Here is a 12,690-nt window from a genome sequence, read left to right on the forward strand (position 1 = left end):
GCGGCGATGCAGGTTCACGACCAGCGCGATGTCCTTGATGTGCGCAGCGCCATCCTTATGAATTCGAGTTTCGATGACGTGACCATGTCCAACACGCGGTTGCACAATGTGAACCTGTCGGTGGCGATGATCCTGCGCGCCAACCTGAGCAACGCCAAGGTGGAAGACGCAAACCTTTCGAATGCGCATTTCACCAATGTGAATATGAGCAATGTGAAGATAGAAAACGCGCAGGTCGCCGGCATGATGATCAATGGCATCAGCCTCGGCGACCTGTTCCATGCATATGAGACGGCGAAGACCGCCGGGGGCAATTGATGGCAAAGCTCAAGGTCGACGGGAAAGAAATCACTGTACCCGACCATTACACGCTGCTGCAGGCGGCAGAGGACGCGGGCGCGGAAGTGCCGCGCTTCTGCTTCCACGAGCGGTTGTCGATCGCCGGCAATTGCCGCATGTGCCTGATCGAGGTGAAGGGCGGGCCGCCCAAGCCGCAAGCGTCCTGCGCCATGGGCGTGCGCGACCTGCGTCCCGGTCCTAACGGAGAAGCGCCGGAAATCTTCACCAACACGCCGATGGTCAAGAAGGCCAGGGAAGGCGTGATGGAATTCCTGCTGATCAACCATCCGCTGGATTGCCCGATCTGCGACCAGGGCGGCGAATGCGACCTGCAGGACCAGGCGATGGCCTTCGGCGTTGATTCCTCGCGCTATCACGAGAACAAGCGCGCGGTCGAAGACAAGTATATCGGCCCGCTGGTCAAGACGGTGATGAACCGCTGCATCCACTGCACGCGCTGCGTTCGCTTCACCACCGAGGTTGCCGGCATTTCCGAACTCGGCCTGATCGGCCGCGGCGAGGATGCCGAGATCACCACCTATCTCGAGCAGGCGATGACCTCGGAGCTGCAGGGCAATGTCATCGACCTGTGCCCCGTCGGCGCGCTGACCTCCAAGCCTTTCGCCTTCCAGGCACGGCCGTGGGAACTGACCAAGACCGAATCCATCGACGTCATGGATGCCGTCGGCTCGGCGATCCGCGTCGACAGCCGCGGCCGCGAGGTGATGCGCATCCTGCCGCGCGTCAACGAGGCGGTGAACGAGGAGTGGATCTCCGACAAGACCCGCTTCATCTGGGACGGCCTGCGCACGCAGCGTCTCGACCGGCCCTATGTACGCAAGGACGGTAAGCTGGTCCCGGCGAGCTGGGCCGAGGCCTTCACGGCGATCAAGGACGCCGTGTCGAAGACTACGCCCGAGAAGATCGGCGCCATAGCGGGCGATCTTGCCGCGGTCGAGGAAATCTACGCGCTGAAGCTCCTGATGGCCGCACTCGGTTCGAAGAACATGGATTGCCGCCAGGACGGCGCCGCGCTCGACCCGTCGCTTGGCCGGGCAAGCTACATTTTCAACCCCACCATCGAAGGCATCGAACAGGCGGACGCGGTGCTGATCATCGGCGCCAATCCGCGCTTCGAAGCCTCGGTGCTCAACGCCCGCATCCGCAAGCGCTGGCGGGTCGGCAATCTGCCGGTCGGCGTCATCGGCGATGTCGGGGATACACGCTATGACTACGAACTGCTGGGCGCAGGACCGGAATCGCTCAAGGATCTGGCCGACGGCGATGGCAAGTTCTTCCAGGTGCTGAAGAAGGCCACGCATCCGCTCATCATCGTCGGCCAGGGCGCGCTGGCACGCCCCGATGGCGCGGCGGTGCTCGGCCAGGCAGCGAAGCTCGCCATGGCCGTGAACGCCGCGCGCGCGGACTGGAACGGCTTTGCCGTGCTGCACAATGCGGCTGGACGCGTCGGCGGCCTCGACCTTGGCTTCGTGCCGAGCGAGGGCGGCAGGAACGTCGCCGGCATGCTGGGCGAGACGGACGTGCTGTTCTTGCTGGGTGCCGACGAGATCGACATGGCAAAGACCGGCGGCGCTTTCGTGGTCTATGTGGGCACCCATGGCGATGCCGGCGCGCACCGCGCCAACGTCATCCTGCCGGGCGCTGCCTACACCGAGAAGTCGGGCACCTATGTCAACACGGAAGGGCGCGTGCAGCAGACCAACCGCGCCGGCTTCGCGCCGGGCGACGCGCGCGAGGATTGGGCCATCGTCAGGGCATTGTCGGATGTACTGGGCAAGAAGTTGCCGTTCGATTCGCTGCCGCAGCTGCGCGCTAAACTCTACGGCGAATACCCGCATCTTGCGCGCATCGACCAGGTTGCTGCGGGCAATGCCGAGGATATCGCCAATGTGGCGAAGCTTGGCGGACGGCTGAACAAGGGCACGTTCACGTCGCCGGTCCAGGACTTCTACCTGACCAACCCGATCGCGCGGGCCTCTGCCGTGATGGCGGAATGCTCGGCGCTTGCCAAGAGCGGCTTCAAGCAGGCGGCGGAATAAGCATGGACACCTTCTTCTCCTTTTACGTGCTGCCGGCGCTGATCATCGTGTTGAAGTCGGTCGTACTGATCGTCGTGCTTCTCATCGCCGTCGCCTACCTGCTCTATGCAGACCGCAAGATTTGGGCGGCGGTGCAACTGCGCCGCGGCCCGAACGTCGTCGGCCCCTGGGGCACGCTGCAGGCTTTCGCCGACCTGTTGAAGTTCGTCTTCAAGGAGCCGGTGATCCCGTCCGGCGCCAACAAGGGCGTGTTCCTTTTGGCGCCATTGGTATCGGCGGTTCTGGCGATCTCGGCCTGGGCGGTCATTCCGGTCAGCCAGGGCTGGGCCGTCGCCAACGTCAATGTCGGTATCCTCTATGTCTTCGCCATCTCCTCGCTCGAGGTTTATGGCGTGATCATGGGCGGCTGGGCGTCCAATTCGAAATATCCGTTCCTCGGGGCGCTGCGTTCGGCCGCACAAATGGTGTCCTACGAGGTCTCGATCGGCTTCGTCATCGTCACCGTGCTGCTTTGCGTCGGTTCGCTCAATCTGTCCGACATCGTGCTGTCGCAGCAGGATGGGCTCGGCACCAAGCTCGGCCTGCCCAACACGTTCCTCGACTGGCACTGGCTGTCGCTGTTGCCGATGTTCGTCATCTTCTTCATCTCGGCGCTGGCCGAGACGAATCGCCCGCCTTTCGACCTCGTCGAAGCCGAATCGGAACTGGTCGCCGGCCACATGGTCGAATATTCGTCGACGCCGTTCCTTCTGTTCTTCCTCGGCGAATATGTCGCCGTCGTGCTGATGTGCGCGCTGGCCACCATCCTGTTCCTCGGCGGCTGGCTGCCGCCGTTCGACTTCGCGCCCTTCACCTGGGTGCCGGGGGTGATCTGGTTCGTGCTCAAGATCTGCCTGATGTTCTTCATGTTCTCCATGGTGAAAGCGTTCGTGCCGCGTTACCGCTACGATCAGCTGATGCGGCTTGGCTGGAAGGTGTTCCTGCCGATCTCGCTGTTCATGGTGGTGCTGACCGCCGCCTTCCTCAAGATCACGGGGTTTGCGTGATGTCCGCTCTGTCCCAGGCCGCCAAATCGCTGCTGCTGAAGGATTTCGTCAGCGCCTTCTTCTTGTCGATGCGCCAGTTCTTCGCGCCGAAGGAGACGATCAATTATCCGCACGAGAAAGGGCCGGTGAGCCCACGCTTCCGGGGCGAGCATGCCTTGCGCCGTTATCCCAATGGCGAGGAACGCTGCATCGCCTGCAAATTGTGCGAGGCGATCTGTCCGGCGCAGGCCATCACCATCGAGGCCGGCCCGCGCCGCAACGACGGCACGCGCCGTACCGTGCGCTACGACATCGATATGGTGAAGTGCATCTATTGCGGCTTCTGCCAGGAAGCCTGCCCGGTCGACGCCATCGTCGAGGGGCCGAATTTCGAATTCGCGACCGAGACGCGCGAGGAACTCTACTACGACAAGGATAGGCTGCTGGCGAATGGCGACCGGTGGGAGCGCGAACTGGCGCGCAACATCTCGCTGGACGCACCGTACCGCTGATATCGCATGGACAGGGGCAAGGGCCCTTGTCCGGGGATGACCCGAAGCATTTCAGGCAAGGTCATCCCTCAGGACTTCAGAGTTGCCCATGTTTCTTTGCGCCGGGTCTTTCAACTCGGTTGGAACATGGGCTAGGACAACGCCGCTTCGCACCGGAGGCGGAACGAAGTCACAGACAACAAACAGGACGAACGTCCTGTTTGGACAGGAACCCGGGGGAACCCCAATGCTGAGTGGACTAGAGGCGGCCTTTTTCTACCTCTTCGCCTTTGTCGCCGTGGCGTCGGCGTTCATGGTCATTTCGTCGCGCAACCCCGTGCATTCGGTGCTGTTCCTGATCCTGACCTTCTTCAACGCCGCCGGCCTGTTCATGCTGACAGGCGCCGAGTTCCTGGCGATGATCCTGCTCGTCGTCTATGTCGGCGCTGTCATGGTGCTGTTCCTGTTCGTCGTCATGATGCTCGACGTCGACTTCGCCGAGATGAAGGAGGGCGCTCTGCAATATGCGCCGATCGGCGCGCTGGTCGGACTGATCCTGGCGGCGGAACTGATCGTGGTGCTCGGCGGCTATACCTTCGCGCCGCAGCTCGCCTCGACGGTATCGAAGCCGATTCCCGATCTCGCGGCGCGCTCGAATACGGCAGCGCTCGGCGACATCCTCTATACGGACTACCTCTACTACTTCCAGATCTCGGGCCTCGTGCTGCTGGTGGCCATGATCGGTGCCATCGTTTTGACGCTGCGCCACAAGGAAGGGGTCAAGCGGCAGTCGATCGCAGCCCAGGTCGCCCGCACGGCGGCGACGGGCATGGAAATCCGCAAGGTCAAGTCGGGCGAAGGAGTCTGAGATGGTCGTCGGCATCGCACATTATCTGACCGTATCGGCGATCCTTTTCACGCTCGGCGTGTTCGGCATCTTCCTGAACCGTAAGAACGTGATCGTCATCCTGATGTCGGTCGAGTTGATCCTGCTTGCGGTCAATATCAATTTCGTCGCCTTTTCGGCGGCTCTCGGCGACCTCGTCGGCCAGGTGTTCGCGCTGTTCGTGCTGACGGTCGCGGCGGCGGAGGCCGCCATCGGACTTGCCATTCTCGTCGTCTTCTTCCGCAACCGCGGCTCGATCGCGGTCGAAGACGTGAACATGATGAAGGGTTGACGGAACCACCATGTACCAGGCCATCGTCTTCCTTCCGCTGCTCGGCTTCCTGATCGTCGGCCTGTTCGGCACGTCGCTCGGCGCCAAGGCGTCCGAATACATCACCTCCGGCTTCCTGGTGATCGCGGCGGTGCTGTCGTGGGTTGCTTTCTTCACCGTCGGCTTCGGCCATGGCGAGGTGTTCACCGTGCCGGTGCTGCGCTGGATCCAGTCCGGCGGACTGGAGGCGTCCTGGGCGCTCAGGATCGACACTCTGACGGTGGTCATGCTGGTGGTGGTCAACACCGTGTCGGCGCTGGTCCATATCTACTCGATCGGCTACATGCACCACGATCCGAACCGGCCGCGTTTCTTTGCCTATCTGTCGCTGTTCACCTTCGCCATGCTGATGCTGGTGACGGCCGACAACCTCGTGCAGATGTTCTTCGGTTGGGAAGGGGTGGGCCTGGCGTCCTACCTGCTGATCGGCTTCTGGTACAAGAAGCCCTCGGCCAACGCCGCGGCCATCAAGGCCTTCGTCGTCAACCGCGTCGGCGATTTCGGCTTCGCGCTCGGCATCTTCGGCGTGTTCGTGCTGTTCGGCTCGGTCAATCTCGGCACCATCTTCGCCAATGCGGCGACGTTCATCCCGGCTGAAGGCGCCCCGCAAGGTGCTGCGGTGCTGACCTTCCTCGGTTATGCGCTGGATAAGCAGGCAGCGATGACGATCGTCTGCCTGCTGCTGTTCATGGGTGCCATGGGCAAGTCGGCGCAGGTGCCGCTGCACACCTGGCTGCCGGACGCCATGGAAGGCCCGACGCCGGTCTCGGCGCTCATCCATGCCGCCACCATGGTGACGGCCGGCGTGTTCATGCTGGCGCGGCTGTCGCCGCTGTTCGAGCTGTCGCATTCGGCGCTGACGGTGGTGACCTTCATCGGCGCCTTCACCGCCTTCTTCGCGGCGACCGTCGGCCTGGTCCAGAACGACATCAAGCGCGTCATCGCCTATTCGACCTGCTCGCAACTTGGCTACATGTTCGTGGCGCTCGGCGTCGGCGCCTATGGCGCGGCGATCTTCCACCTGTTCACGCATGCCTTCTTCAAGGCGCTGCTGTTCCTCGGCTCGGGCTCGGTCATCCATGCGGTTTCCGACGAGCAGGACATGCGCAAGATGGGCGGCCTGAGGACGCTGATCCCGACGACCTACTGGATGATGGTAATCGGCACCCTGGCGCTGACCGGCGTCGGCATTCCGGTCACCGTTATCGGCACCGCCGGGTTCTTCTCCAAGGATGCCATAATCGAGACGGCCTTTGCCGGGCATAATTCCGTGGCGGGCCTCGCCTTCGTGCTGCTGGTGATCGCCGCCGGCTTCACCTCCTTCTATTCCTGGCGGCTGATCTTCATGACCTTCCACGGCAGGCCGCGGGCGAGCCATGAGGTGATGCACCATGTCCATGAATCGCCGCCGGTGATGCTGGTGCCGCTGTTCGTGCTGGCGGCGGGCGCGCTGTTTGCCGGCATCATCTTCCACGGTGCCTTCATCGGCGAAGGCTATGCCGAATTCTGGAAGGCGTCGCTGTTCACGCTGCCGGACAATCACATCCTGCACGACATCCACGAACTGCCGCTATGGGTCGAGTTGTCGCCGTTCATCGCAATGCTGATCGGCCTGGCGCTGGCGTGGAAGTTCTACATCCGCTCGCCGGAAGTGCCGGTCAACCTGGCCGCCCAGCATCGCGGGCTCTATGCCTTCCTGCTCAACAAATGGTATTTCGACGAGCTCTATGACTTCCTGTTCGTGCGGCCGGCCAAACGCCTCGGTTCCTTCCTGTGGAAGACCGGCGACGGCACCGTCATCGATGGTCTCGGGCCTGACGGCATCTCGGCACGCGTCGTCGATGTCACCAACCGCGTCGTCAAGCTGCAGACCGGCTATCTCTATCACTATGCCTTCGCCATGCTGATCGGCGTTGCCGCATTCGTCACCTGGATGATGCTCTGATGACCGCCTGGCCAATTCTCTCGCTGGTCACCTTCCTGCCGCTGGTTGGTGTGCTGCTCATCCTGTTCATCAACGACGACAGCGAAAACGCACGCCGCAACATCCGCGCCATCGCGCTGCTGACGACGACGTTCACCTTCATCATCTCGCTGTTCATCTGGACCGGCTTCGACAATTCGCAAGCCGGCTTCCAGTTCGTCGAGAAGGTCGCCTGGCTCGATTCCGGCATCTCCTACCATATGGGCGTGGACGGCATTTCGATGCTGTTCGTCATCCTGACGACATTCCTGATGCCGCTCTGCATCCTGGCGTCGTGGGAGGCGATCGAAAAGCGCGTCAAGGCCTACATGATCGCCTTCCTGCTGCTCGAGACGCTGATGATCGGCGTGTTCTGCGCGCTCGACATCGTGCTGTTCTACGTCTTCTTCGAAGCTGGCCTGATCCCGATGTTCATCATCATCGGCGTCTGGGGCGGCAAGCGCCGCGTCTATGCCTCCTTCAAGTTCTTCCTCTACACGCTCGCCGGCTCGGTGCTGATGCTGCTCGCCATCATGGCGATGTTCTACCAGTCCGGCACGACCGATATCCCGACGCTGTTGACGCACAATTTCCCCGCCAACATGCAGACATGGCTGTGGCTCGCCTTCTTCGCCTCCTTCGCGGTGAAGATGCCGATGTGGCCGGTGCACACCTGGCTGCCGGATGCGCATGTCGAGGCGCCGACAGCCGGTTCGGTGATCCTGGCCGCCATTCTGCTGAAGATGGGCGGATACGGCTTCCTGCGGTTCTCTTTGCCGATGTTCCCGCTGGCGTCCGAGATGTTCGCGCCGCTGGTCTTCGCACTTTCGGTCGTCGCCATCATCTACACCTCGCTGGTGGCGCTGATGCAGGAGGATATGAAGAAGCTGATCGCCTATTCGTCGGTCGCCCATATGGGCTTCGTGACCATGGGCATTTTCGCCATGAACCAGGAAGGCGTGCAGGGCGCGATCTTCCAGATGCTCAGCCACGGACTGGTCTCGGGCGCGCTGTTCCTGTGCGTCGGCGTCATCTATGACCGCATGCACACGCGTGAGATCGCCGCCTATGGCGGCCTGGTCAACAACATGCCGAAATACGCCACCGTGTTCCTGATCTTCACCATGGCCAATGTCGGCCTGCCGGGCACGTCAGGCTTCGTCGGCGAGTTCCTGACCATGCTCGGCGTGTTCCGGGTCAATACCTGGGTGGCGTTCTTCGCTGCCACCGGCGTCATCCTGTCGGCCGCCTACGCGCTTTGGCTCTACCGCCGGGTGATCTTCGGCGCGCTGACCAAGGACAGCCTCAAGGGCCTGCTCGACCTGTCGACACGCGAGAAGGCGATCATCTATCCGCTGGTTGTGCTGGTCATCTTCTTCGGCGTCTATCCCGCTCCCGTCTTCGACGCGACGGCCCAGTCGGTCAAGTCGCTCGTCACCAATGTCACCGCATCCATCGGCGCCGCGCAGACCGCGGCGGCGAACTGACCCAGGGGTTTTGCGAACCATGACGCCGGACCTTCTCTCCAGCCTGTCGCTCTCGACGCCCGAGCTGATCCTTGCCATCGGCGCGCTCGCGCTGCTGATGGTCGGGGCCTATTCGCGCGCCAACACCGCCAACACCGCCAACACCGTAACCGGCCTTGCCGTCGCCGTGCTGGTGATATCGGGCGCCTGGCTGATCTTTTCCACCGGGCAGGGCAGTGCCTACGGCAATGCCTTCATCCAGGATTCCTTTGCCCGCTTCATGAAGCTGCTGGCGCTGGTGGGCTCGGCGGTGACGCTGATCATGTCGATGCGCTTCGCCAAGGCGGAGCGGTTCGACAAGTTCGAATATCCGGTGCTGATCCTTCTGTGCACGCTCGGCATGATGCTGATGATCTCGGCCAACGGCATGATCGGGCTCTATCTCGGCCTCGAGCTTCAGTCGCTGGCGATCTATGTCTTGTGCGCGATCAACCGCGAGAACCTGCGCTCGACCGAGGCGGGCCTGAAGTACTTCGTCCTCGGCGCGCTGTCGTCGGGCATGCTGCTCTACGGCATCAGCCTGGTCTATGGCTATACCGGCAACACCGGGTTCCAGGAGATCGCGACGGCGCTGGGCGGCGGCGAGCGCCAGCTTGGCCTCGTCTTCGGCCTGGTCTTCGTGCTGGCCGGCCTCGCCTTCAAGATCTCGGCGGTGCCGTTCCACATGTGGACGCCCGATGTCTATGAGGGTGCGCCGACACCGGTGACGGCTTTCCTGGCGGCGGCACCCAAAATGGCGGCTATGGCGCTGATCGTGCGCGTCACCATGGGCGCGTTCAAGCCGATCGCTTCCGACTGGCAGCAGATCATCGTCTTCATCTCCATCGCCTCGATGGCGCTCGGCTCTTTCGCGGCGATCGGCCAGACCAACATCAAGCGCCTGATGGCCTACTCCTCGATCGGCCACATGGGCTACGCGCTGGTTGGCCTTGCCGCCAACAGCCAGGCCGGCGTGCGCGGCGTCGCGATCTACATGCTGATCTATCTGGTGATGACGCTCGGCACCTTCGCCTTCATTCTCGCCATGCGGCGCAAGGAAGGCAATGTCGAGCAGATCAGCGACCTGGCAGGCCTGTCCTCGACCAACCCGATCATGGCGACGATCCTGACCATCCTGATGTTCTCGCTGGCCGGCATCCCGCCGCTCGCCGGTTTCTGGGGGAAGTGGTACGTCTTCCTCGCCGCCATCAATGCCAACCTCTACGCGCTGGCGATCATCGGCGTGCTGGCCTCGGTGGTGGGCGCCTATTATTACCTGCGCATCATCAAGATCATGTGGTTCGACGAACCGGTCGGCGGCTTCGTGCCGATGGCCAGTGAATTGCGCCTCGTACTCGGTGTCTCTGGCGCTTTCGTGCTGTTCTATGTGCTGATCGGCGGTCCGATCGGCACCTATGCCGAAGCCGCCGCCAAGACATTCTTCTGACGGGATGGCATTTCGGCTGGCTCCAACCTCGGCGTCGGAAGGATTCCGGCTGGAGGCGCATGACAGCGTCGGCTCCACCAACGCGCTGGCGCTGGATCACGCCCGGGCGGGCGATCCCGGCAGATTGTGGGTCGTTTCCAAGAAGCAGGAAAGCGGGCGCGGACGGCGCGGCCGCGTCTGGGCGACACCCGAGGGAAATCTGGCGGCGACGCTGCTCGTCCTCACCGGGGGCGAGCTTCGACTCGCCGCGACGCTCGGTTTCGTCGCCGGCCTGGCGCTGGCCGATGCGCTCGATGCCGTGGTGCCGGCGGGCCGGATCGCCATCGGCCTCGACGGCGGCAGTGAAGGCAAGAACCGTTTCGAGCTGAAATGGCCGAACGACGTGCTCGCCTCCGGCGCCAAGCTTGCCGGCATCCTGCTGGAATCGGCCATGCTGGACGGCGGCCGTTTCGCGGTGGCGGTCGGCATCGGCGTCAATGTTGTGGCATACCCTGAGGATTTGCCGTATCCCGCGACGTCGCTTCATGCATTGGGTGCGGCATGCGATGCCGAAACGCTGTTCCTGGCGCTGTCGGATGCCTGGAGCGAGAATGCCCGCCTGTGGGACGACGGGCGCGGACTTGCCGCCGTCAGGCGGCGCTGGCTGGCACGCGCGGCAGGGCTTGGCGGCGAGGTTGCTGTCAGAATTGACGGTAATGTGGTGCGCGGGGTGTTCGAGACCATTGACGAGGACTGCCGTTTCGTGATCCGCGACGATGAGGGCTCGGTTTTGACGATCGCCGCCGGCGATGTGCATTTCGGCGCGGTCGCATCCGCCCGGGTATAGTTTTGTTTTTGCGCAATTCCAGACGGAAAACCGTTACAGACTTTTCCCGGAATTGCTTCAATGGCTTGGCCTGAGGGCCAGGAAGGAAAAAATCATGGCGAAAGCGGAAAACGCCGAACTCGTCTTCGTGCCGCTGGGTGGCGTCGGCGAGATCGGTATGAACTTCGCTCTCTACGGCTATGGTCCGCCGAGCGCGCGCGAATGGATCGTCATCGACGTCGGCGTCACCTTTCCCGACGCGGCGCATCCGGGCGTCGACCTGATCCTGCCCGACACGCGCTTCATCGAAGAGAACATCGCCAATTTGCGCGGTATCGTGATCACCCACGCGCATGAGGACCACTATGGCGCGCTGCTGGATATCTGGCCGAGGCTCAAGGCGCCGGTGTGGATGACGCCGTTCAGCGCCGGGCTGCTGGAAGCCAAGCGCCAGGGCGAGCAGGGCGCGCCGAAGATCCCGCTGACCATCTACCGCGCGGGCGAAAAATTCACCGTCGGTCCGTTCGAAATCGAGGCGATCCCGGTCGCGCATTCGATTCCCGAGCCGATGTCGCTGGCCATCACCTCGCCGGCAGGCACCGTCATCCACACCGGCGACTGGAAGATCGACCCGGCGCCGACGATCGGACCCAAGACCGACGAAGCACGGTTCCGCGCCTATGGCGACAAGGGCGTTCTGGCGCTGGTCTGCGATTCGACCAATGCTATGCGCGAAGGCGAATCGCCATCGGAAGTCGCGGTCGGCGAGGGGCTGAAAGGGGTTATCCAGGCCGCCAAGGGCCGCGTCGCCGTTACCACCTTCTCGTCCAATGTCGGCCGTATCGTTTCCATCGCCAAGGCGGCGCGCGATGCCGGCCGTCAGTGCCTGGTGCTCGGTCGTTCGCTGAAGCGCGTCATCGATGTCGCCGGCGAACTCGGCTACATGGACGGTCTGCCGGAGTTCATAGCCGAGGAGGATTTCGGCTTCATTCCGCGCGAAAACCTGGTCGTCATCTGCACCGGCAGCCAGGGCGAGCCGCTGGCGGCGTTGGCCAAGCTGTCGCGCGACGAGATGAAGTCGGTGTCGCTGACGGCCGGCGACACGGTGGTGTTTTCCTCGCGCACCATTCCCGGCAACGAGAAGGCGATCCTCGAAATCAAGAACCGCCTCGTCGATCTCGGCATCAAGATCATCGAGGACGGCGATGCGCTGGTGCATGTCTCCGGCCATCCGCGGCGCAGCGAATTGCGCAAGATGTATGAATGGGTACGGCCGCAGATCGGCGTTCCAGTGCATGGCGAGGCCGCGCATCTGGTGGCCCAGGGCTCGCTGATGTCGACGTCGGGCATCGGCCAGGTGGCGCAGGTGCGCGACGGCGACATGCTGCGGCTTGCTCCCGGGCCTGCCACGATCATCGACCAGGTGCCGTTCGGCCGCATCTACAAGGACGGCAGGTTGATCGGCACCGACCAGGCGATGGGCATTCGCGACCGTCGCAAACTGTCCTTTGCCGGCCATGTCGCGGTCAATGTGGTGCTGGACGAGAAGTATGAGCTCGCCGGCGATCCCGATCTCGTCGCAATCGGCGTCGCCGAGGCCGACGCCAGGGGCGACACGCTGGAGGACCTGATGATCGATGCGGCAATCGGCGCGGTGGACTCCATCCCCCGTCAGCGCCGAAAAGATCTCGATATGGTGCAGGAGGCGGTACGCCGTGCCGTACGTGGCGCCGCCAACGAAGCCTGGGGCAAGAAACCGCTGGTGACTGTATTCGTCACGCGGTGACGAATAGGGGAATAGGGGAATAAGGCAGTAGGGGAGTAGGGGAGAATGAGCC

At 63.0% G+C, this 12,690-nt stretch carries 11 protein-coding genes; all 11 read left to right on the forward strand.

All coding sequences use genetic code 11. The features are described from left to right. The first annotated feature begins 6 nt into the window (after positions 1–6). The 11 genes from LB541_RS24600 to LB541_RS24650 all read left to right on the forward strand — a co-directional run bounded on the left by LB541_RS24600 (position 7) and on the right by LB541_RS24650 (position 12,638). The gene (locus tag LB541_RS24600) at positions 7–318 is read left to right on the forward strand and encodes a pentapeptide repeat-containing protein (RefSeq protein ID WP_140516410.1); all 312 of its coding nucleotides are present in this window, start codon (positions 7–9) and stop codon (positions 316–318) included. Next, complete coding sequence (gene nuoG / locus LB541_RS24605; protein ID WP_140675286.1) at positions 318–2,399, forward strand: NADH-quinone oxidoreductase subunit NuoG; 2,082 nt, start codon at positions 318–320, stop codon at positions 2,397–2,399. The genes LB541_RS24600 and nuoG overlap by 1 nt, the downstream gene beginning before the upstream one ends. Positions 2,400–2,401: 2 nt before the next feature. Further along, positions 2,402–3,445, forward strand: coding sequence for an NADH-quinone oxidoreductase subunit NuoH (nuoH, locus tag LB541_RS24610; protein WP_140553632.1), 1,044 nt, complete (start codon positions 2,402–2,404; stop codon positions 3,443–3,445). Further along, entirely contained in the window at positions 3,445–3,936 is a 492-nt protein-coding gene (nuoI, locus tag LB541_RS24615) for an NADH-quinone oxidoreductase subunit NuoI (protein ID WP_140495584.1), read from the forward strand. The genes nuoH and nuoI overlap by 1 nt, the downstream gene beginning before the upstream one ends. Positions 3,937–4,162: 226 nt before the next feature. Then, the gene (locus LB541_RS24620) at positions 4,163–4,783 is read left to right on the forward strand and encodes an NADH-quinone oxidoreductase subunit J (RefSeq protein WP_140495585.1); all 621 of its coding nucleotides are present in this window, start codon (positions 4,163–4,165) and stop codon (positions 4,781–4,783) included. A gap of 1 nt (position 4,784) precedes the next feature. Next, the gene (gene nuoK, locus LB541_RS24625) at positions 4,785–5,093 is read left to right on the forward strand and encodes an NADH-quinone oxidoreductase subunit NuoK (RefSeq protein WP_019858930.1); all 309 of its coding nucleotides are present in this window, start codon (positions 4,785–4,787) and stop codon (positions 5,091–5,093) included. Positions 5,094–5,103: 10 nt separating this feature from the next. Then, positions 5,104–7,077: an NADH-quinone oxidoreductase subunit L gene (gene nuoL / locus LB541_RS24630; protein ID WP_140579847.1), complete on the forward strand. Its 1,974-nt coding sequence runs from the start codon at positions 5,104–5,106 to the stop codon at positions 7,075–7,077. After that, positions 7,077–8,582, forward strand: coding sequence for an NADH-quinone oxidoreductase subunit M (locus LB541_RS24635; protein ID WP_140521140.1), 1,506 nt, complete (start codon positions 7,077–7,079; stop codon positions 8,580–8,582). Before nuoL ends, LB541_RS24635 begins: the two co-directional genes overlap by 1 nt. A gap of 19 nt (positions 8,583–8,601) precedes the next feature. Then, on the forward strand, positions 8,602–10,047 hold the full coding sequence (nuoN, locus tag LB541_RS24640; protein ID WP_224619839.1) for an NADH-quinone oxidoreductase subunit NuoN: 1,446 nt from the start codon (positions 8,602–8,604) through the stop codon (positions 10,045–10,047). Positions 10,048–10,051: 4 nt separating this feature from the next. Then, the gene (locus LB541_RS24645) at positions 10,052–10,873 is read left to right on the forward strand and encodes a biotin--[acetyl-CoA-carboxylase] ligase (RefSeq protein ID WP_224619840.1); all 822 of its coding nucleotides are present in this window, start codon (positions 10,052–10,054) and stop codon (positions 10,871–10,873) included. A 94-nt stretch (positions 10,874–10,967) separates the two neighbouring features. After that, entirely contained in the window at positions 10,968–12,638 is a 1,671-nt protein-coding gene (locus LB541_RS24650; RefSeq protein WP_224619841.1) for a ribonuclease J, read from the forward strand. Positions 12,639–12,690 lie beyond the last annotated feature (52 nt).

This window comes from Mesorhizobium sp. BR1-1-15 (assembly GCF_020165475.1).
GTDB lineage: Bacteria > Pseudomonadota > Alphaproteobacteria > Rhizobiales > Rhizobiaceae > Mesorhizobium.

Coding starts and splice junctions, on each gene's coding strand:
- nuoG (WP_140675286.1), top strand. CDS start 318: ATGGCAAAGCTCAAGGTCGACGGGAAAGAAATCACTGTACCCGACCAT.
- LB541_RS24600 (WP_140516410.1), top strand. CDS start 7: ATGCAGGTTCACGACCAGCGCGATGTCCTTGATGTGCGCAGCGCCATC.
- LB541_RS24650 (WP_224619841.1), top strand. CDS start 10,968: ATGGCGAAAGCGGAAAACGCCGAACTCGTCTTCGTGCCGCTGGGTGGC.
- nuoL (WP_140579847.1), top strand. CDS start 5,104: ATGTACCAGGCCATCGTCTTCCTTCCGCTGCTCGGCTTCCTGATCGTC.
- nuoK (WP_019858930.1), top strand. CDS start 4,785: ATGGTCGTCGGCATCGCACATTATCTGACCGTATCGGCGATCCTTTTC.
- LB541_RS24645 (WP_224619840.1), top strand. CDS start 10,052: ATGGCATTTCGGCTGGCTCCAACCTCGGCGTCGGAAGGATTCCGGCTG.
- LB541_RS24635 (WP_140521140.1), top strand. CDS start 7,077: ATGACCGCCTGGCCAATTCTCTCGCTGGTCACCTTCCTGCCGCTGGTT.
- nuoH (WP_140553632.1), top strand. CDS start 2,402: ATGGACACCTTCTTCTCCTTTTACGTGCTGCCGGCGCTGATCATCGTG.
- LB541_RS24620 (WP_140495585.1), top strand. CDS start 4,163: ATGCTGAGTGGACTAGAGGCGGCCTTTTTCTACCTCTTCGCCTTTGTC.
- nuoI (WP_140495584.1), top strand. CDS start 3,445: ATGTCCGCTCTGTCCCAGGCCGCCAAATCGCTGCTGCTGAAGGATTTC.
- nuoN (WP_224619839.1), top strand. CDS start 8,602: ATGACGCCGGACCTTCTCTCCAGCCTGTCGCTCTCGACGCCCGAGCTG.